15 protein-coding genes are annotated in these 17,971 nt (G+C 35.6%); 8 read left to right on the top strand and 7 right to left on the bottom strand.

Features of this window, described 5'->3' with window-relative positions:
* Positions 1 to 181 precede the first annotated feature (181 nt).
* The 5 genes from CG11_RS00540 to paaD form a co-directional block, all read right to left on the bottom strand.
* On the bottom strand, positions 182 to 1,237 hold the full coding sequence (locus CG11_RS00540) for a 3-oxoacyl-ACP synthase III family protein (protein ID WP_052592038.1): 1,056 nt from the start codon (positions 1,235 to 1,237) through the stop codon (positions 182 to 184).
* Positions 1,238 to 1,830: 593 nt separating this feature from the next.
* The gene (locus CG11_RS00530) at positions 1,831 to 2,262 is read right to left on the bottom strand and encodes a hotdog fold thioesterase (RefSeq protein ID WP_052592034.1); all 432 of its coding nucleotides are present in this window, start codon (positions 2,260 to 2,262) and stop codon (positions 1,831 to 1,833) included.
* Positions 2,263 to 2,355: 93 nt separating this feature from the next.
* A complete protein-coding gene (locus CG11_RS00525; protein ID WP_052592032.1) occupies positions 2,356 to 3,498 on the bottom strand; it encodes a 3-hydroxyacyl-CoA dehydrogenase NAD-binding domain-containing protein in 1,143 nt (380 codons plus the stop codon).
* Positions 3,499 to 3,555: 57 nt separating this feature from the next.
* On the bottom strand, positions 3,556 to 4,335 hold the full coding sequence (locus CG11_RS00520; protein WP_052592030.1) for an enoyl-CoA hydratase-related protein: 780 nt from the start codon (positions 4,333 to 4,335) through the stop codon (positions 3,556 to 3,558).
* A gap of 245 nt (positions 4,336 to 4,580) precedes the next feature.
* Complete coding sequence (gene paaD, locus CG11_RS00515; RefSeq protein WP_052592028.1) at positions 4,581 to 5,072, bottom strand: 1,2-phenylacetyl-CoA epoxidase subunit PaaD; 492 nt, start codon at positions 5,070 to 5,072, stop codon at positions 4,581 to 4,583.
* A 249-nt stretch (positions 5,073 to 5,321) separates the two neighbouring features.
* Here paaD and CG11_RS00510 point away from each other — a divergent pair, with 249 nt between their 5' ends.
* Both CG11_RS00510 and CG11_RS00505 read left to right on the top strand, forming a co-directional pair.
* Entirely contained in the window at positions 5,322 to 5,891 is a 570-nt protein-coding gene (locus tag CG11_RS00510; RefSeq protein WP_052592026.1) for a hypothetical protein, read from the top strand.
* Positions 5,892 to 6,027: 136 nt separating this feature from the next.
* Entirely contained in the window at positions 6,028 to 6,396 is a 369-nt protein-coding gene (locus tag CG11_RS00505; RefSeq protein ID WP_052592024.1) for a DUF2200 domain-containing protein, read from the top strand.
* 25 nt (positions 6,397 to 6,421) lie between these two features.
* On the opposite strand, the gene CG11_RS00500 is transcribed toward CG11_RS00505, so the two are convergent.
* Both CG11_RS00500 and CG11_RS00495 read right to left on the bottom strand, forming a co-directional pair.
* Positions 6,422 to 7,522: a TrkA family potassium uptake protein gene (locus CG11_RS00500; protein WP_052592022.1), complete on the bottom strand. Its 1,101-nt coding sequence runs from the start codon at positions 7,520 to 7,522 to the stop codon at positions 6,422 to 6,424.
* A 153-nt stretch (positions 7,523 to 7,675) separates the two neighbouring features.
* A complete protein-coding gene (locus tag CG11_RS00495; RefSeq protein ID WP_304413025.1) occupies positions 7,676 to 8,431 on the bottom strand; it encodes an RluA family pseudouridine synthase in 756 nt (251 codons plus the stop codon).
* Between the two features lie 104 nt (positions 8,432 to 8,535).
* On the opposite strand from CG11_RS00495, the gene CG11_RS00490 reads away from it, so the two are divergent.
* From CG11_RS00490 to CG11_RS00465, 6 genes are all read left to right on the top strand, one after another.
* Positions 8,536 to 9,972 (top strand): nicotinate phosphoribosyltransferase, encoded by a 1,437-nt coding sequence (locus tag CG11_RS00490; protein WP_052592018.1) that lies wholly within the window; start codon positions 8,536 to 8,538, stop codon positions 9,970 to 9,972.
* A gap of 210 nt (positions 9,973 to 10,182) precedes the next feature.
* A complete protein-coding gene (locus tag CG11_RS00485; protein WP_052592015.1) occupies positions 10,183 to 10,896 on the top strand; it encodes an NUDIX domain-containing protein in 714 nt (237 codons plus the stop codon).
* A gap of 24 nt (positions 10,897 to 10,920) precedes the next feature.
* Positions 10,921 to 12,363, top strand: coding sequence for a hypothetical protein (locus CG11_RS00480; RefSeq protein ID WP_052592014.1), 1,443 nt, complete (start codon positions 10,921 to 10,923; stop codon positions 12,361 to 12,363).
* A 560-nt stretch (positions 12,364 to 12,923) separates the two neighbouring features.
* Complete coding sequence (locus CG11_RS00475; RefSeq protein WP_052592012.1) at positions 12,924 to 14,591, top strand: T9SS type A sorting domain-containing protein; 1,668 nt, start codon at positions 12,924 to 12,926, stop codon at positions 14,589 to 14,591.
* 408 nt (positions 14,592 to 14,999) lie between these two features.
* Complete coding sequence (locus CG11_RS00470) at positions 15,000 to 16,679, top strand: ATP-dependent RecD-like DNA helicase (protein ID WP_052592010.1); 1,680 nt, start codon at positions 15,000 to 15,002, stop codon at positions 16,677 to 16,679.
* A gap of 201 nt (positions 16,680 to 16,880) precedes the next feature.
* The gene (locus tag CG11_RS00465; protein ID WP_081909413.1) at positions 16,881 to 17,732 is read left to right on the top strand and encodes a hypothetical protein; all 852 of its coding nucleotides are present in this window, start codon (positions 16,881 to 16,883) and stop codon (positions 17,730 to 17,732) included.
* The last annotated feature ends 239 nt before the right edge of the window (positions 17,733 to 17,971 follow it).

Raw genomic sequence — 17,971 nt, 5'->3', positions numbered from 1 at the left:
TTAAGTAATCTTATATACTGTACTTATAAAAGGCGACAAAGCCTTTTATACAAAATTTGTTTCATTCCAATCCTCTAATCCGAGGAATTTAATCTAGCTAAAATCAATAGCAATGCCGATTTTTACAAACCAATACCTTTTAACAGGATTTTAAAATCCGACAAAAAAATGTTAATGCCAATTACCATCTAATTAAAGCACTTGCCCATGTAAAACCACTACCAAAAGCAGCCAAACAAATTAAGTCACCATCTTTGACCAAACCTTGCTCCCATGCTTCTGTTAGTGCAATCGGAATAGATGCTGCGGTTGTGTTACCATATTTTTGAATATTATTAAACACTTTTTCATCAGGCAACTGCAATGTTTTTTGAACAAACTGTGCAATTCTCAAGTTAGCTTGATGTGGTACTAACAAATCAATGTCTGACACAGACAAACCTGTTGCTTGGAGCGCTTCGCCAATTACTTCTGGAAAACGTTGAACAGCATGTTTAAATACGAATTGCCCGTCCATGTTAGGATAGTGATCTCCATCCTCTACCATTTTAGGTGTAATCATTAAAGAAGCATAAGGATCTTCTTTAGGAAAAATATCTGTTTCACCAGTAAATACCCCTGCATGAGATCCAGGATTCTTGAAGGCAAGTTTTTCAGCATAACGACCATCTGCATGCAAATGCGTTGTCAAAATACCTTTTCCTTCTTCTGTTGTTGGTTGCAAAACAGCCGCACCAGCTCCATCCCCAAAAATTACCGTTACATCACGCCCTCTAGTACTAAAATCAATTCCTGCTGAGTGTACTTCTGATCCTATCAACAATATATTTTTGTACGTTCCTGTACGAATATACTGATCTGCTACCGACAAACCATACACAAAACCAGAACACTGGTTGCGCACATCTAGACATCCGCAATGCCCCAAACCTAACTCACGCTGTACCAAAACCCCACCACCTGGGAAGTAATAATCAGGACTCAATGTTGCAAACACAACAAAATCAATATCTTCAGGTTTTACACCAGCACGATCCATAGCGATTCTGGCAGCTTCTGCTCCCATTGTAGAAGGAGTGTCTTTAAAACGAGTTACATAACGACGTTCTTCAATTCCCGTTCTTGCACGAATCCATTCATCACTAGTATCCATTACTTTTGTCAAATCGTCATTCGTAACAATATTTTTAGGTACAAAAAAACCTAAACCCTTAATTTTTGTTCTAATCTGTGTCATATATAGCCTTTTACTAATGTTTAGTAGTTCGTTGATTTTTTTCATTTTTTGCGCTACCAAAAACTCGCTCTCTCCCGTTCTTCCCTGAGGTCACAAGTCCGTTAACAAAAAATAAAGAATACATTCACATCAATTTATTCCATGAAACGCTACTTAGTAATAGTGTCATTAAACTAATAAAATCTATCTGCACTAGTACTTCATAGTTTCAACGAACTATTGAATGTTATTAAACACCTTGTTTGCAAACATTTTTTACTTTTATAAAAAATAAAGTTGTGCCAACTGCGATGTCTTGAAAAGTGCCGTAAAAATAAGTTTTTTTTTGAAAAAACGAAGTAGAACCCAATCTACTATTTATAGCTTTCACAAACACTTTTGTCTTTTTATAAAAGGATACTGCTTTCCAAGTAATTTGCAATATCCTTACTTTTAGGTAAAAAAAAATTCTTTTTCGACCTATCTTATTAATATTCCGATAAGAATATGATTAACGATTATTAAGTATCATACTTTTGTACTATTACTTATCACGCTACGCAAAACCACTACATTCGATTGTAATCTTCTAGTTGCTTTAACTCTATCTCCTTTTATTCCATCACTTCCCATTCTTTAGAACTACGATATACCGTTCCTTTAAATATTGCTACCGTTTCCTTCGATTGATTTTCAATCAGTACTCGATAAACACCAATTTTGTGGTTCAAACTTTCTTCGCAAACGCTAGCCAGCAGAACATCGTTAACTCGAACAGGTTGCGTATGCGATATTGATGTTTCAATAGATACACTATGGCGACCATAAGCATTAGAAGCAAAAGCAAGCGCACTATCTGCCAACGAATACGTAATTCCTCCGTGTGCTATACCAAAACCATTGGTCATTTCATCTCGAACGACCATTTTTAGAACCGCCTTTCCTGCATCCAAATCGACGATCTCAATCCCCAACCATTGACTAAAGGCATCGTGATTATACATTTGTTCTTCTGCTATTTGGTATGCTTTTTTTTTTGAATTCATATTTTGAATTGAATAACAATGCGAACCAAATCCACTCTGACTTGGCTCGCATTTTTAATTTTAAAAAAGTTTTACGCACGCTCTGTTAAGATACTATGCTTCTTTAGCCATCCGTCTCAACATTGGGCTACAGCGATATCTATCTTCATGATACTCATTATACAAAGTATCCAAACGATCAACACATATTTGATAACCAATTTCTTTCGCCCATTGCAACAAACCTTTGGGATAATTGACACCTTTGGTCATGGCTAAATCAATGTCTTCGGCAGATGCCACATTCCAGAACAACGCATCTGCTGCTTCATTGATCAACATCACGACAACTCTATCGACAATCTGTTGTCCCAATGCTTGATCTTTGGTCGCTACAGGATTGTTAGCCCCTTCCGCATAATCATAATAACCTCTGCCTGTTTTACGCCCCAAGTACCCTGCTTCTGATAAGCGTTTTTGTGTAAAAGCGGGTTTGTATCTTGGGTCAAAATAAAAGGCTGTAAAGACTGTTTCTGTTACAACATAGTTGACATCATTCCCGATATAATCCATCAATGTAAAGGGTCCCATTCTAAAACCTGCTAATTCCGTCATTGCCCAATCAATTGTCGCAACATCTGCAATTCCCTCTTCCAAAATACGCAAAGATTCGCCATAAAAAGGGCGGGCAACACGATTGACAATAAAACCAGGCGTATCTTTTGCCAAAACAGTCACTTTCTGCCAAGAATCAATCAAATCTCGTGCTTTTGTTAAGACCTCTGAACTTGTTTGAATCGCTGGAATAATTTCAACCAATTTCATCAATGGAGCTGGATTGAAGAAATGAATTCCAAGCACTCGTTCTGGTTTCGCACAAGCAGCAGCAATAGAAGCAACAGACAAAGAAGAAGTATTGGTTGCCAAAATACAAGTATCACTTACCACATCTTCCATTTTTTGGAAAACAGATTTTTTGATGGCTAGATTTTCAACAATAGCTTCAATAACAATATCACAATCGTTAAACTCATTAATTAAAGAAGTTTGTTGAATTCTCATTAACAAATCACCAACATATTCTGTGGTCACTTTTCCCTTTTCGACCAAACGATGCAATACTTTAGTTAGTTGTTGAATTGATTTTTCCATCGCAGCCGCATTATTATCACACAACACAACTTCATGACCAAATCCTGCTGCAATTTGAGCAATTCCAATTCCCATTGAACCAGCACCTAGTACTCCTACTTTCATTTTTTATTTTTTTGAGTTTTAAACCTAATAATCAATCTTTTTTGCTAAAACAGCCCCTTATTTGCCTTTAAATTCAGGTTTTCTCTTTTCCAAAAAAGCGTTTACACCTTCTTCATAATCGGCACTTTGACTCGCTTCTATTTGATATTTGCCTTCCATCTCCAATTGACTATCCAAGTCATTTTGCATGCCTGCATTGATCAATTCTTTGGTCATCCCTAAAGCTTTGGTTGGCATCTTAGCCAAAGAAGTTGCCAAGTTCATGACCTGCTCCTCAAATTGCTCGTCCTCTACATATTGATAGATCAATCCCATTTCAACAGCTCCTTGTGCTGTAATTTTGTTGCTCAACATCATCATAGCAGTCGCTCGTTGCATCCCTACTAAGCGTGGCAAAAAGAATGTCCCTCCACTATCAGGCACCAAACCAATTTTACTAAATGCCTGTGTAAAGCTAGCCGATTTCTTGGCAATTGTCATATCACAAGCAAAAGCAATATTTGCTCCTGCTCCAGCTGCGACACCATTTACAGCAGCAAGAACAGGTTTCTTAATTGTTCTAATAGCTTTGATTATTGGATTGTAATGTTCGTTCAAAATCATCTCAAAACTGATCCCATTATCCTCTGTTGCCTCCTTCAAATCCTGACCAGCGCAAAAAGCTCGGCCCTCTCCTGTCAACACAATTGCACGAATGGTTTCATCTTTGGCACAAGCATCCAATCGCTCCAACAAAGCAAAAGCCATTTCTCGATTAAAGCTGTTAAATGCTTTGGGTCTATTGAGCGTTAATATTGCGACGCCATTTTCTTGTTTAAATTGAACCGTTTCTGACATTTTTAGATTGTTCTTTATTCTAGCAATTCACTTTATGCACAGAGCTACTCCAAGCAACTTATGGGGCTCAAAGCTTATTCGTGAGCTGCTATTATTAATAAATATTAAGTAATCGTTCATTTTAGCCCGCTTACTCAAGTATATTTTTAGATAATTATCTTTTGGTAATTAAGCTCGCGATCTCACGAGCTAAAAAAGTAAAAAAGCAACGACCACATAGTAGCAGCGTAGCTAACTACTAAGTTCTAATGACATTTAAAATAATCAAAAGGTTCTTTGCAGTCCGAACATTGATACAAAGCCTTGCAAGCTGTAGAACCAAATTGACTCAACATCTCTGTGTTTCGAGAATGACACCTTGGACATTCAATTTTTTTTGCTTCGCCAAATAAGACACTTTTGTCTATCGTTGTTCCTTCAGGAGGAGCAATCCCGTATTCCTTCAATTTCTTCTTTCCTGATTCTGACATCCAATCGGTTGTCCATGCGGGAGACAACACCATTTTTACCGCCACATTATCATAACCATTCTCCTGTAAAACCGAACGGATTTCTACCTCAATCATATCCATTGCAGGACAGCCCGAATAAGTTGGCGTAATCACTATTTCTATTTGCCCTTCTTGCGCTCTCACATCTCGAATCACTCCCATATCAATCACCGTCAAAACAGGAATCTCAGGATCTGAAACCTGTTCCAACAATGTCCATACTTCTTGTGTTTCTTTTTTCGTCATAATATTGAATTCTTTAAACAAAAATACATTAAAATTAGAGGATTCAAAGTTTGCAACTATCAATTTTTAGATTTATAATACATTATAAATTCTATTACAATCCTATAAACAAACAACCATGTTAGAAAATGATTATGGTGTATTAGATAACGGTCATTCTAATGCTTAATATTGCTAGAATTGCAACTAATCATTCTCTTTAATCCTTCCAATTTAGGCATTATTATTAGCAACAAATAAAACTTGTAAATGATCGCTCAAAGCAATGGTTTTATAGTAAATGGCTTTAAAATCCCTCCTTTTACCTTAAATAAAGGAGACTTTATTCTTTTATTCGTAGAAAATAGCTTTGAAGCATTGCATCTAAAGGAACAACTTTTCTTGCTTTTTAGTAGCAAGAAACTACATCCAAAATTAACAATCAATGAAAACATAACTACTGTTGCTAACATACAACTCAATAGCATCAAAGAGTTTTTTATCCCCACCAGTGTTCAAAAGTATATTTACAAAAATGCTAAAACACCTTCAAATACTCTACATCAAATTGTTTCTTTTGAGAATATTTTTCCTAATTCTAAAATTACCCATTTACCTGGTACTGACAGAAAATTAATATCATTATTGACTACACTTTCTTACACTAGGAATATTATCTTTGATTTAGGAGGTCTAGATCCATTAGGTGCTGAAAAAATAGTCAATGAGGTTACCAATCAACTAATTCACAAAGGTGGTGCAGCAATTTTAATAGACTCTTTTGAAGGGTTTGAAAACAGGTGCAGCCAATTTCTAAAAATAAGCCGTTGTTCACAATAAGTACTTTAGCAAGCTAAAACAAGACGTTTTGATGAAGAATAATGCAAAAGAAGGTTACTTTTTGGCTATATTTTTTCTGAATGATTACTTAGACCTCTATTGATTCAATATACTAATTGATAAAAAAATCCAAATAATGAAAGACACTACAAAACAAGATGAGCGCATTGCAAAAATGACATTTGCCTCTGTATACCCGCATTACGTTCATAAAGTAGAGAAAAAAGGAAGAACTAAAGCTGAACTACATCAAGTTTTAGAATGGTTAACAGGCTATGATGAAAGCGCCTTGCAAAAGCAAATAGAGGACAAGGTGTCTTTTGAAACATTTTTTAAAAATGCCTCCTTGCATCCCAATACACATCTTATTACAGGTGTCATCTGTGGCTATAGAGTAGAAGAGATCAAAACTCCTTTGACACAACAAGTTAGGTATTTAGATAAATTAGTTGATGAATTGGCAAAAGGGCGTAAAATGGAGAAAATTCTACGCAGCAATGCCTAATGTTATTTTTTATAACGTGCTTTTTCTAATAACGTGAATGTGTGTTTTGATCCTCCGATGGGGGTTGATTCATCATAATTCTGTCTTGGAATAGTTTAATTTGATTTAAATCACCCAAAACAACCAACGTCATTCCTTTCTTGATAATTATATCAGGCTTGGGGTTGACATCATATTGTCCCCCTACTCTTCTAACCCCAATAATATTGACACCAGTATGAGAGCGTAAGCTTAAATCTAAAATCGATTTGTCTCGATATTCCTTTTTTAATTCATCATAATGTACCTCTTTGAAATGGATCGACACATCTCCCATATTGGAAATAATGCTAAAAAACTCCACGACATTGGGCTGATGAATTAGAGTTGCCATATAAAATCCCCCAATCACCTCTGTTAACACAACATGATTGGCACCTGCTCTTAATAATTTCTTTTCCGCAGTACGATCTGTCGCTCTAGTTATAATTCTCAATTTAGGGTTCAACTGTCTTGCTGTTAGAACAGTATAGACATTCAAAGCATTCTCATTATAGGTTACCACCACCGCTTTTGCATTGTGAATTCCTGCATCAATCAAAATTTCATCATCGGTAGCATCTCCTTCCATAAACAAGTACTTCAGTTCTCTCAAATCCTCAAACTGTTTCCCCTCTGGTTCTATCACGACAAAAGGCAAATTATTCTTTGTCAACTCTTTGCAAATTTGTCGACCATGACGACCAAAACCGCAAACAATGGTGTGGTCTTCTAGTTTCTGTATTTTTTGGTACATTTTATAATCTTTTAAGAAAACTCTCAGTTCGCCTTCTAGAATAAAATTGGAAATAATAGAAATTGCATAAGCAAAAACACCCAAATTAAAAATAATCAAAAAGGACGTAAATACCTGTCCATTGGGAGATAAGGGTTGCACTTCCCCAAACCCTACTGTCGACAAGGTGATAATGGTCATATAAAACGCCTCTGAAAAAGTATAATGATCTATTGTCATAAATCCTACGATCCCAGTGACTGTAGTCGTACATAGCAAAACAATCGCCAATAAAATATTTCGAATATATTTATTGACACGTTGAAAACGCTGTATCCGTACCGAATTTTTATGATAGCTACCTGGAAGCATTGACAGAGGATTCTTTTAAACAAGGGGTTGGTCTGACTATTGAACGAAGTAAAAGAAAGATAACAAATTACACATAACTTGGTACTCTGTACTAGAAATTTCTTTCATTTTGGCAGAGTATTGAGAGTGAGAGATAATCTGTAAAATGCTTTTTTATTTCCCCCATTTGTTTAATTGATTCAAAATAGCCCGCATATCTTTGGGATAAGCGCATTCTATTTCTATGGCTTTTTGGGTAATTGGATGCTCAAAACTTAAATAATGCGCATGAAGCGGTACCCTTGTTAGCAAAGGACGCTCGTCTGTATGTTTCTTTAGATTGAATTTTTTTCGTTTTATTTCAGAAAGATATAGTTCTTCTTTGTTTGCATAAAGAGGATCTACCGCCAAAGGATGTCCCAAGTGTTTTAAGTGAATTCTAATTTGATGGGTTCTACCTGTTAAAATTGTTGCCTCAATCAATGCAAATTGACCATAACTATCTAGTACTTTATATTCTGTAACAGAGGGTTTTCCTCGTTTAATATCTACTCGCATACCACCTTCTTTATTAGGTGACAAGCCTGCATCAATTACCCCTTCGCTTTCAAACGGAACTCCTTGTACAATAGCGTGATAACGTTTCAATGGTATGCGTTCTTGAAATTGCAAACTCAACAAACGGTGGGCTTCTTTGGTCTTTGCAAAGCAGATAATACCACTCGTCCCTTTGTCCAATCTATGGACGACATACACTTCTTCATAAGTCGTTTGAAGGATATTGTATAAATTGGGGATATCTGTTCTGTATCGGTCAGGGATAGTCAGCAAACCACTGCGTTTGTCCACGATTATTAAATGCTCATCTTCGAATAAAACAGTATAGTCCTTTTTTGCCATTTCTTTATAAACCTCTTTGAGGCGATTAATTGTTATTTTTTTGTTTTAATTTGCTTCTTAGTTTGTATTTAAAACTAAGCTACCTTATATTGTGTGGGAAAGTTACAAAATAATAAGAATCATTCAAAGCTTTTATGAATCACCTTAAAACTCGTTATCAAACAAACTTAGGTTTGTTGACTGATTTGTATCAATTAACCATGGCCTATGGCTATTGGAAAACGGGCTCTGCTGAAGACGAAGCTGTCTTTCATCTTTTTTATAGAAAACCTCCATTTGGGGCTAAATATACGATTGCTTGTGGTTTAGAGGATGTCATTCATTTTTTAAATGAGTTTAGATTGACGCCTTCTGACTTAGCTTATTTAAAAAGTTTAAAAACATCTAACAACCAAGTTTTATTTGAACCAGAATTTTTAGATTATTTGAGTCATTTAAAATTTACTTGTGATATTGATGCGGTAGAAGAAGGAACAGTAGTTTTTCCCCACGAACCTTTGCTGAGAGTTACAGGTCCTTTATTGCAAGCTCAATTAATTGAAACGTTTCTATTAAACAGCCTCAACTTTCAAACTTTGATCGCTACAAAAGCTGCTCGAATTGTAGCTGCTGCGGGCGGGGACGCTGTACTTGAATTTGGATTGCGTAGGGCGCAAGGAATAGACGGAGGACTCTCTGCTAGCCGAGCTGCTTATATTGGTGGATGTGTAGCCACGAGCAATTTGCTAGCAGGAAGGATTTACGATATTCCTGTCAAAGGCACCCATGCGCATAGTTGGGTTATGAGTTTTGATAATGAACTAGATGCTTTCGAAGCTTACGCTAGAACACTCCCTCATAATTGTATTTTTTTGGTGGATACTTTTGATAGTATCAAAGGTATTGAGAAAGCGATTCAAGTTGCGCAACAACTCCGTGAGAAAGGGCAGAATTTTTTAGGCATTCGATTGGATAGTGGCGACTTGTGTACTTTAAGTATCCAAGCAAGGGCTTTGTTAGATGCAGCAGGTTTTGAACAAGCTAAAATTGTGGCAAGCGATAATTTAGACGAGCATAAAATTAGCCACCTAAAAGCCAAAGGTGCGTTGATTGATGTTTGGGGAGTTGGTACTAATTTGGTCACCGCCAAAGATGAACCAGCTTTGGGAGGCGTTTATAAATTGGCTGCCATTAAGAAACAAGGAAGTGATTGGGTGTACAAACTAAAACTATCCAATACTCCCAACAAAGTTTCAACACCTGGCATTTTACAAGTGCGTCGTTATTTTATGAGCGATGGGCAACCCTTTGGCGATATGATTTGGAATACAGATAATACGGAACTATTTCCTCTAATCCAAAGTTTTGATGGCAGAACAATTGTTGCGGACAATCGGCTTTTTAAAGATTTGCTAATTCCTATTTTTAGGAAAGGTGAATTAGTATACCAAAGTCCTTCTATTCATCAAATCAGAAGGCATCGACAAGAACAAGTCAAGTTGTTTCAACAAGTTGATTTCAAGTTGTATCCGATGGGATTAGAACAACAACTCAATCAACAAAAACTCCAATTGATTCAACACTATTTGTAGCCTTCAAATTTATTAAAAATCATCTAGCAAGAAGGTATATTAATTTTTACCTTCTTATCTAAACAATAGTTCGTCAAAAAACCTTATTTAATTGATAATCAACAAGTTGAAAACTTATTGTATTTTATGTTAAAAAATTGATTATCAGCACAATATAAATGTACTTTTTATCTAAAAAAAACGAACTATTACTAAAAATATGCTTAAAATATGCTTTATAATAAAACAAATTACAAACCTTCTGTAACCGTAGACTGCGTGGTTTTTGGATTGGACAAAAGTGCAGATGTTCGTGTTTTATTAATCAAACGTGCTTACGAACCCTTCAAAAACGCTTGGGCAATTCCTGGTGGTTTCATCAAAGAAAATGAAACCTTAGATGCCGCTGCTCAACGTGAACTAGAGGAAGAAACAGGTGTTCGAGATATTTTTATAGAACAACTCTATACCTTTGGAAGTTTGGATAGAGACCCTAGAGGGCATGTCATTAGTGTTGCTTACTTTGCATTAATTAATTTAGAAGAACACCCTACTTCTGCAGCAACCGATGCACAAGACGCTCAATGGTTCAAATTATCTGAAGTTCCCGAACTAGCCTTTGACCATGCCCAAATTTTAGATATGGCCATCAAACGCTTAGACTCAAAAGTTCGCTACCAACCCATTGGTTTTGAATTATTACCAGACAAATTCACACTGAGTGAATTACAAAATTTATACGAAACTATCTTAGGTAGAGCATTAAATCGTCGAAACTTTCGATCTAAAATCCTAAAAATGGGTATTTTGGAACAACTAGAACGCCAGAAGGATGTTCCTCATCGCCCTGCTTTCTTGTATAAATTCAACAAAGAGAAGTACGAAGAATTGACTAAAAATGGTTTTGAATTTGCTATTTCACCTCCCAAAGAACGACATACTTAACCGCATTATAGAAGTATTATAACCATGAAAAACAACCTCTTACTATTTCTATGTTTTATAACAATTCATAACCTTCAAGGACAAGATACACATTACTGGACCAATCAATTTGGAGCACGTGCCTCTTTTCTTGGCGGTGCTGTAATCTCGGGGTTGGATGATAACAGTGCCGTTTATTACAACCCTGCTAATTTAGCGTTTATCAAGCAAAGTACGGTTTCTTTAAATACCTCTGTTTATAAATATACCGACTTGTATATCGGTAATGGAGGAGGAACTAATGTAGATTTAAACTCTCAAAGGATTAGTTTGTATCAACAAATGATTTCTGGTTTGCTAACTAAAAATCCAGAGAAAAAATGGCGTCTAGGTTTCAACATCTTAACACGCCAACACGTTAATATTGACATGACTCAACGCCATGAGATGACTTATGAGCTCAACCCTAATCAAGCTGGTGCAGAAAATTATATTGGTAGTGTCGAGTTGCGAAATAACCTAAATGAAACTTGGGCTTGTTTGGGGGCTGGTTATAAATTAAGTGAAAATTTTTCTGTTGGTCTAACAGCAATTGTCACCTATCGCTCTCAACGGCATACTTTTTCTTACACAGCACGTTCTATTAGTGGAGATTCGACCTATATTTCTAACAACATTCCATTTGACATAGCAACCAACTCATTTTATCTACATACACGCACCAATATGATTGGAGGACTACTAAAAGCTGGCTTTCACGCTCGTTTTAATGGCTGGCGTTTTGGTCTCAACATCTCTTCACCTTCCATAACAATATGGGGAGAATCTAGGGTTCAAAGAGAACTTAGTCAAACTAATCTTCCTGGCAATGTTGATAAAATTCAAACAGGAGAACAAACTCAATTAAAATCACAATATAAATACCCATTGAGCATAGGGCTTGGCCTTTCCTATGTTTACAAAACAGGTTTAATCAGCTTTACAGGAGAATACTTTTCAAGCATCAAACAGTATAAAATGATTGAATCAGACCCTAGCCAACCTACTTTTCCTGCCTTTTTGAGCCGCCCTGGCATAGACTTTTTCACCATTCATCATGGTGCCAACCAAGTTATCAACGGAGCAATTGGTTGGGAACAACAAATCATTGATAAAATTCGTCTGCACATAGGTTTTCGCAGCGACTTTAGTTATGCAAGGCGTTCTGACCGAATCAGAGAAGGTGACTTAACGATTGTCAGCGCTCCTATTGATTTGTGGCATTTTTCTTCGGGTATATCATGGCGCAGAAAGGCAAGCTTGATGAGTATCGGTGTCAACTACACCTATGGTCATCGAGACAAAGGCTTTAGTCAGTTAGTCAATTTTACAGAACCTGTTATCCAGTCCCCACTTTTTTTAATTGGAGAACGCAACGAAAGTGCTTTTATGAACTACCATGCCATAACCCTTTTAATTGGTTATACTTATTATTTTGCTTTAAAATAAGTTCTCACTGAAAACTTGTACTCCATTACCTTATTTATCAGACAATTGCATACATAAAAATAAAACTCAGTTTAGCACCTAAATTTCTCCAATTACATAAAATATAAAAAAATAACTAGTCCTGAATATATCTAATTAATCAATCTAAAATCTTAATTTTCAAAAATAAGCAACTTCTTAATAACCGTTGAATAGCTTAGAACGCCCCAAAATGTGTCTTTACTTTATTCAAATTATTTTCTACATTTGCAGTAGCCAACAACACAAAGAAGTACTTTGTAGTAACACTATACCAGTCCATTTTACTTTATAAGTGTTGTGTAGTTTTAAAATCTACTTCTTACAACCATTGATTCAAAATAACCTTAAACTACTCTTTGAATTTTGAACATCAATGGTTATCAGCTCCCCACCATTTATTCTGTATAAAAATGAAATACTTATCTCCACAACTAAAGTAAAGATTTACTTTAAACACCCCTTTATTGTATCAATAGTTAGCTGCGCTGCTACTATTGCATAGTATTGATATTTTTTTACTAACATAGATTCAAATTTTTATGAAAACACAAATTAAAATTCAATTATTATTATTGCTATTTATGTCTACTTGGTCAATGGCACAGGTAACTGTTACCTTACGAAACATAACGCCCACCTCAGGCGGTGCTACCATTAGTGAATGTGGGGAAATTGATTTAGGTTCTAGTAGCTCTGTTATGTATAATTGTGAAGTGTATATGGAGAAGCCTTTTAACCATGCTTTGGGAGCAACAGAACTGTTTATTTATACAGAAAGTAGTTCTGGCATTCGTGACCAACGGGGATTTACATCTATTCCTAGTTCATTATTTTGGGGAGGCAATTCTCCTCAAGTTTTTTCGGCAGGTCCTCCTTTCACATTAGATGCTAGCTCTATCTCAACTGGTGATAAGCTTATTGCAGTACTTAAAACATTAACTGGTGTAGAGTATCGCTCTTGTGAATACACGCTAAAAAAAGGCGCTACTTCGACTCCTCCAAGCACTCCAAGTTTTTCTTTGTCTCCAACAAGCAAAACCATCTCTTGTGGATCAACATCATCCGTTAGTTTTTCTGTAACCGAGACCAATAATGTTTCTGGAAGTGTATCTTATGAATGGAATGTCGGTTCTGGCTGGGCAACAACCGCAGGAGTTCCAGTAAGTGGTCTTATAACAACAACCTCTAGAACCTTAACATTGGTTCCTAATACTTATCCTTTGTCTAATATAAGCGTCGTGCCTATTTTTAAAGGCAATCGCCAAAGAAGTCTGCATTGCCAAGTTTCTATCAGTCCTTTTACTAGTACCGCACGAATTGTAGGGAATAGTGCCGTTTGCTCGGCGAGCAATGCTGTTTATACAATGACAGGTTTGCAAAATGGAGAGACAGTTAATTGGACTGTTTCGAATCCTTCCTTAGTTACAATAAGCAACGCGACTAATAGCCAAGTAACACTAACAGGAGTTGGACAAGGCGATGTTTTCTTAACAGGAACAATCACCAACAGCTGTAGCCAAACAATTGTTAAAAGAATGAAAGTAGGGGTTGGTGTACCTGTAATTATCAAGCCAAATTGTGGTGGTTTAGTGCTAACTCCTATTGACCAATTCCCATCCGATAATTCTTATTGTGACTTATGCCGTTCGAATAATTTTTATGCGGATAAAAATATGATAGAAGCAGAGGCAACAGGAGGTCACAATTTAACTTGGGATTGGGATCAACAAACCACTAATTTCACATGGACAACACAGCAACATAGAGCCCGTTTTCTTCCTTACCAAATGGGAACTATTCGATTCAGAGTTAGAGCTCAAAACGTATGCGGTTGGTCTTCTTGGTATGATCAACGAATCAATATCACGCAAGAATGTGATAATGACGATGACAATGTTTTTGGATTCGCAGAAAGAAGCAATATTTCAAGTTTGAATAGTAGCAAAGCTACTTTGGATTACTTTACAGCTTATCCTAATCCTGCTTCTACAATTATTAACCTAGAATTAGCCGACCAATCTCATACGCCTAATAAAAAAGCAACTGTGTCAGCTGAATTATTTGATTTCTATGGTTTTCCAAAAGCAAAAATCTTAATGGACAACTACAATGGTCAGATTGATGTTAGTCGTCTTCCTAAAGGCACTTATGTCTTAAAAGTAAGTGTTGATGGTAACGTTGAAAGTCATCAAATTGTAGTAGAATAAAATCTAAAAACAAAAAAGCACATAATTTCCTGCTGGTATATTTACTAGCAGGATTTTTATTTTTTAACAACTCTGTAACGGTGTTTTTGGTGCAATTGCTTTAATAATGATTTTTTAATTCTTACTATTGATTTTAATATCTATAGTCTAAAAATTAGCCCAGCGACTAAGTTTTTGATCCGAGAAAAAATCAGAACATCTTTCGACTCCTAAAACCTATTGGTGACAATGTCTATTGTTTTGCTTTAAAATATTTTTGCGATGGATGTTTTTGTTCTATTTTAAATGTGTATTTTGGGAGCTAAAACAGAACAGACCTTTGACAACTTGGCTATATCAAAGAACAACATTTAACAAAACATAACGAGTTTTTTGAGGAGGAATACTTGTTATTTACCAGATAAATAAATGAATTCAATTACTAATTTACTAAAGGCATATAGCAACAATCAAAAAGCACAAGATGCCATTCGCTTAATTGAACATACATCCAGCTCTGTTTTTTTAACAGGAAAAGCAGGTACAGGAAAATCGACACTCTTAACGTATTTAACCAAGAGTTTAAGTAAAAAACACATCATATTAGCACCTACCGAACTTGCTGCGCTGCAAGTTGGTGGAGAAAACATTCATTCTTTTTTTGGTTTTGAATGGCGTGCTTATCTGCCCAATGACAAAGGCATTCCTCCCTTGCCCCCTACAACCATTCAACTTCTGGAAGAAATTGAGTTGATTATTATTGATGAAATTTCAATGGTACGATGCGACTTAATGAATGCCATTGACTTATCCTTAAGAGCTAATTTAAGATCCAACCTCCCTTTTGGAGGCAAACAACTTTTAATGATTGGAGACTTGTATCAACTGCCTCCTATTATTGACGAACGAGACAAAGAAACTGTCAATTTATTGCGCACGCATTATACTTCTAGGTATTTTTTCAGTGCCAAAGCGTTTGAAGGAGATTATCAGTATCAAATTGTTGAGCTGTCTAAGGTGTATCGCCAAAGAGACAAAAAATTTATTAGCTTGCTCAATGCGATTCGTGTCAATCAATTAGATCAACAACACCTAAATTTGCTCAACGAGCGATACGATGTCAAAGGAGGATTGTCTTCTAACTTTAAAATCACCTTGGCTTCTACCAATGCTGTTATCAAACAGCTAAACGAAGAAAACCTAGCAGCTATTGAAGCTCCCTTGGTGACTTTTCATGCTGAAGAGCTAGGCAACTTTGCCAATGTTGGTAGTGCCTATCCCACAGATAAGGAGTTGCGAATAAAAGTTGGTGCTCAAATTATGTTTGTCAAAGACGATGAAAACGAACAGTGGGTTAATGGTACTATTGGTCGAATCACAGAAATTTTTGAAGATAAGTTATTGGTTGAAATCAAAGCTGGAAAGGCAACTGAAATTGTGTCAGTCTCTCATCACACTTGGCATAAATACGTTTATCAATGGAATCATGAAACCGAAACTGTTGAACGCAAACCTATTGGTTCTTTTACCCAGTTACCCGTAAAACTTGCGTGGGGAATTACCATACACAAGAGCCAAGGACAAACTTTTGACCATGTTATTATTAATTTGGGTCGAAAAGCATTTGCAACAGGACAAACTTATGTTGCGTTGAGTCGATGTACTTCTTTCAAAGGAATTACTCTCAAGCGTCCAGTCAGCCCTGAGGATATCTTTGTAGACAAGCGCATCACTCGATTTTTGGAAGCTCAAAAGCAATATCGTGCAGATAAAAATAGTTACATGACTATGCTGGAGCACACCGAGCGTTCTATTCAACAACAACATTTGATTATTAGCTCTTTGGAAGAGAAATCCATCCAGGCTCGTCAAGAAATGCAACAACTCATTCACAACTTGGTCGAACAATCTAAACGAGTAGACTGGTTGACAACAGATCTAGAAGCAGCAAAGAATAACCTGAAAGAAAATGAATCAAAATTGGGGCAAGCGCTTTCTGATTTGGCTGAAAAAGAAGCAGAAGTTACCAATCTATCAGGCTCCAAAGGAATTTACCAAATTGTTATTGTCGTGCTAGCTGTTGTTTGCCTGTGGCTATTGTTTTCATAATCATTTTTGTTCCTTTTAAAGAAATTGAGTTTAAATAATCCTTCAGAAAAAATTATATAAAACTTGCTTCTTTAACTTTGTTTTGGTCAATTCAACATTAATTTAAAATTGATCTTTTTTTTCTGATAAACCCACATTTTTATGTTAGAATGAAAAACATACTTTTTTTAACTTTAAAATATTTAAAATAAAAGTATGACTATGAAAACCGTAATAACACTAAGCTTTTTGATGATGCTCTTCTCCCAGTCAATCGCTCAAAAAGAAGCCAATATTTTTAAAATACGACCTAATAAAGGGAAAGTTTTTGTTTCATTTGGATGGAATCGAGGCTATTATAGCAACTCAAACATTCATTTCAAAGGGGATGATTATGATTTTACTTTGTTCAATGTAAGAGCAACTGATAGACCCTCAAAGTTTGATTTTGACTTGTACTTAAATCCCACAACATTTACAATTCCACAAACGAATTTAAAAGTTGGGTATTTTTTTCATGACAATTTTCATATTTCTTTTAATATAGACCACATGAAGTATGTCGTGACTCAAAACCAAACCGTACGAATTAGTGGAAAGATTGCAAACTCCAGCTCCTATTATGATGGCAACTATCATCAAGATATTATTGTTTTAAAGGAAGATTTCTTAGCTTACGAACACACCGATGGTTTAAATTATGTGAGCATAGGAGTCGATCGTTACGATGATTTACTAAAAGGAATTGCTTTAGAAAATAAATGGATAGAAATCAACTTGTCCGAAGGTTTTTCAACAGGATTAATCATTCCCAAAACTAATGCTAAGCTGTTGAATAATAAAAGAAATGACGTTTTTTATGTCGCAGGTTTTGGAGTAGCAACAAATCTAGATTTAAGTTTTACGCTTTTGCAATACTTTTACTTTCAGATAGGTCTTAGAGGTGGTTTTATACACCTTCCTTCTGTTAAAACAACAGCTTCTTTAGCTGATAAAGCGACACAAAATTTTTGGTTTTTCGAACATATGATTTCTTTTGGGCTTAGAGTAAAAATTTTTAATTATAAAACTTAGATTGTTGAACGTTCTTATGCGATAATTTTAGAAATAATCCACTGTTTTTTTAGTTTTTCAGCTTGCTATGTTCTAAACAAGCTAATATTCTAAATAACTAGAACATATATTCTTTTGTAATTGTTAAATGAATACTTTTACTCTATTAAAACCACAAATTAGTAACGCAGATAGACTGATACAAGATACTTCTTTATAGCCCACATTAGCATTATTATAACTAAATACCCGATTTTAAA

The sequence above is a fragment of the Aureispira sp. CCB-QB1 genome (assembly GCF_000724545.1).
Taxonomy (GTDB): domain Bacteria; phylum Bacteroidota; class Bacteroidia; order Chitinophagales; family Saprospiraceae; genus Aureispira.
Note: the sequence above shows the minus strand (reverse complement) of the source record. Positions and strands in the feature narration are given on the sequence as shown.

What these genes read in the sequence shown, in the direction of transcription:
- CG11_RS00475 (WP_052592012.1), top strand. Translation starts at nt 12,924, where the DNA reads ATGAAAACACAAATTAAAATTCAATTATTATTATTGCTATTTATGTCT.
- CG11_RS00510 (WP_052592026.1), top strand. Translation starts at nt 5,322, where the DNA reads ATGATCGCTCAAAGCAATGGTTTTATAGTAAATGGCTTTAAAATCCCT.
- CG11_RS00530 (WP_052592034.1), bottom strand. Translation starts at nt 2,262, where the DNA reads ATGAATTCAAAAAAAAAAGCATACCAAATAGCAGAAGAACAAATGTAT.
- CG11_RS00500 (WP_052592022.1), bottom strand. Translation starts at nt 7,522, where the DNA reads ATGCTTCCAGGTAGCTATCATAAAAATTCGGTACGGATACAGCGTTTT.
- CG11_RS00505 (WP_052592024.1), top strand. Translation starts at nt 6,028, where the DNA reads ATGAAAGACACTACAAAACAAGATGAGCGCATTGCAAAAATGACATTT.
- CG11_RS00470 (WP_052592010.1), top strand. Translation starts at nt 15,000, where the DNA reads ATGAATTCAATTACTAATTTACTAAAGGCATATAGCAACAATCAAAAA.
- CG11_RS00465 (WP_081909413.1), top strand. Translation starts at nt 16,881, where the DNA reads ATGAAAACCGTAATAACACTAAGCTTTTTGATGATGCTCTTCTCCCAG.
- CG11_RS00525 (WP_052592032.1), bottom strand. Translation starts at nt 3,498, where the DNA reads ATGAAAGTAGGAGTACTAGGTGCTGGTTCAATGGGAATTGGAATTGCT.
- CG11_RS00520 (WP_052592030.1), bottom strand. Translation starts at nt 4,335, where the DNA reads ATGTCAGAAACGGTTCAATTTAAACAAGAAAATGGCGTCGCAATATTA.
- CG11_RS00490 (WP_052592018.1), top strand. Translation starts at nt 8,536, where the DNA reads ATGAATCACCTTAAAACTCGTTATCAAACAAACTTAGGTTTGTTGACT.
- paaD (WP_052592028.1), bottom strand. Translation starts at nt 5,072, where the DNA reads ATGACGAAAAAAGAAACACAAGAAGTATGGACATTGTTGGAACAGGTT.
- CG11_RS00480 (WP_052592014.1), top strand. Translation starts at nt 10,921, where the DNA reads ATGAAAAACAACCTCTTACTATTTCTATGTTTTATAACAATTCATAAC.
- CG11_RS00540 (WP_052592038.1), bottom strand. Translation starts at nt 1,237, where the DNA reads ATGACACAGATTAGAACAAAAATTAAGGGTTTAGGTTTTTTTGTACCT.
- CG11_RS00485 (WP_052592015.1), top strand. Translation starts at nt 10,183, where the DNA reads ATGCTTTATAATAAAACAAATTACAAACCTTCTGTAACCGTAGACTGC.